The organism is Gemmatimonas sp. (genome assembly GCF_036405635.1).
GTDB lineage: Bacteria > Gemmatimonadota > Gemmatimonadetes > Gemmatimonadales > Gemmatimonadaceae > Gemmatimonas.
In genome coordinates, this window is record NZ_DASWXE010000203.1 from 1 (window position 1) to 2,304 (window position 2,304).

Annotated in this window: 2 protein-coding genes; both read right to left on the reverse strand. The window is 65.1% G+C overall.

The genetic code is table 11. The features are described 5' to 3' along the window. A partial coding sequence (locus VGE27_RS15940; RefSeq protein ID WP_331050664.1) for a molybdopterin-dependent oxidoreductase occupies window positions 1-1,717 on the reverse strand: 1,717 nt, incomplete at its 3' end. Further along, a partial coding sequence (locus VGE27_RS15945) for an NADH-ubiquinone oxidoreductase-F iron-sulfur binding region domain-containing protein (RefSeq protein WP_331050665.1) occupies window positions 1,714-2,304 on the reverse strand: 591 nt, incomplete at its 5' end. The genes VGE27_RS15940 and VGE27_RS15945, both read right to left, overlap by 4 nt.

The following is a 2,304-nucleotide window of genomic DNA, read 5'->3' on the forward strand; positions in this document are numbered from 1 at the left end:
GGTTCACGCCCGTGCCGTCCCGGCCGATCTGTCCGGCGGCCATGGCCAGGTTGGCGATGCCGAGCACCATGGTGCTGCCCTGGCTGTGCTCCGTGACACCGAGGCCGTAGTAGATGGCGGCATTGCCCGCACCAGCGTACAAGCGAGCGGCGGCTCGCAGTTCTGCCGAGGGCACGCCGGAAAACTGCTCGGTGGCCTCTGGGGAGTGCTCGGGCTGCGCAATGAAATCGCGCCACTGCGCAAACGACGTGGCGTCGCACCGGTCGCTGACGAAGTTCTCATTCACCAGCCCCTCGGTCACGATCACATGCGCCAGCGCATTGATCACGGCCACGTTGGTACCCGGGAGGAGCTGCAGATGATGCGCGGCCTGGATGTGCGGTGAGCGCACCAGGTCGATGCGGCGCGGGTCGATGACGACGAGCTTCGCGCCCTGTCGGAGCCGACGCTTCATGCGTGCGGCGAACACCGGATGTGCGTCGGTGGGGTTGGCTCCGATCACCACGATCACATCGGCATGTGCCACCGACTTGAAGTCCTGCGTGCCTGCCGACGTGCCAAAGGTCTGTTTGAGCCCGTAGCCCGTTGGCGAATGGCACACGCGGGCGCAGGTGTCGATGTTGTTGTTGCGGAAGGCGGCGCGGACCATCTTCTGCACCACGTACACTTCTTCGTTGGTGCAACGCGACGAGGAGACGCCACCGATGGCGTCGCGGCCATGTTGATGCTGAATGGCCCGAAAACGTGTCGCTGCAAACTGGATGGCCTCCTCCCAGCTCGCCTGCCGCCAGGGCTCATCGATGGTGTCACGCACCATCGGATGCAGCACCCGGTCGCTGTGGGTGGCGTAGCCCCAGGCGAACCGACCCTTCACGCACGAGTGGCCTTCGTTGGCACCACCTTCGGCGGAGGGTGTCATGCGTACGACGTCGTTTCCCTTGAGTTCCGCGTCGAACGAGCAGCCCACGCCGCAGTAGGCGCAGGTGGTCTTCACGATGCGATCGGGCTGGCCGGCGTCGATGATGCTCTTCTCGGTGAGGGTGGCGGTGGGGCAGGCCTGCACACAGGCGCCGCACGACACGCATTCGGAGTTGAGGAACGCCTCCCCCATGCCGGCGCTCACCTTGGACGCGAAACCGCGATCGGTGATGCTGAGCGCGAACGTGCCCTGAATTTCATCACAGGCGCGCACGCACCGTGAGCAGACGATGCACTTGGACGGATCGAAGGTGAAATACGGATTCGATTCGTCTTTCAGGGCCTCCAGGTGATTGGCGCCGTCATAGCCGTACCGCACTTCCCGCAGTCCCACCGCGCCGGCCATGTCCTGCAGCTCGCAGTCGCCATTCGCCGCGCAGGTGAGGCAGTCGAGTGGGTGGTCGGAGATGTAGAGCTCCATGACGTTGCGCCGCACACGGGCGACCTGCGGTGTCTGCGTGCGTACCACCATGTTCTTGTCGACGGGCGTGGTGCACGACGCCGGAAGTCCTTTGCGACCGGCGATGTCCACCACACACAGTCGGCACGAGCCAAATGGCTTGAGCGTATCGTTGGCGCAGAGCTTTGCGATATCGATGCCTACGCTCTTGGCGGCCTGCATGACCGTCGTGCCGACGGGTACCGAGACGACGATGCCGTCGATGGTCAGGTCGACCAGCGCAACGTCGGCGACGGCGGCGCTTCCGTTGTCGGTGAGATCAATGGCGGGCTTGATCATGACGCCACCTGCGAGGATGGGGACCCCATGCCGGCCGAGGCCAGGAGGTCCGCGGTGAAGTGCTTCATCACGCTGCGCACCGGCATTGGCGTGAGCCCCCCGAGTGCGCACAACGAACCGAGCTCCATGGTTTCGCACAGTTCTTCGAGCAGATCCCACTGTTCACGGACCTTCTCCCTTCGCCGGAGCCGCTGAATGACCTCGACGCCGCGCGTGGAACCCACGCGGCATGGCGTGCACTTGCCGCACGACTCGTGCGCGCAGAAGGCCATCGCAAATTCGGCCTGGGCGGCCATGTCCACCGTATCATCGAAGGCCACGATGCCACCGTGCCCCAGCATGGCTCCGATAGCCGCGAAGTGTTCGTAAGTGAGCGGCGTGTCCCATTGTGAGGCGGGCAGGTAGGCGCCCAGAGGACCGCCCACCTGAATGGCCCGCAACGGCCGTCCCGAGTAGCTGCCGCCGCCAAACCGTTCCACGAGCTCGCGCAGTGTGATGCCAAACGGCAACTCCACCAAGCCGCCGCGCTGGATGTTGCCGCCCAACTGGAAAGGCATGGTGCCGGTGGACCGGTCCATGCCATGGGC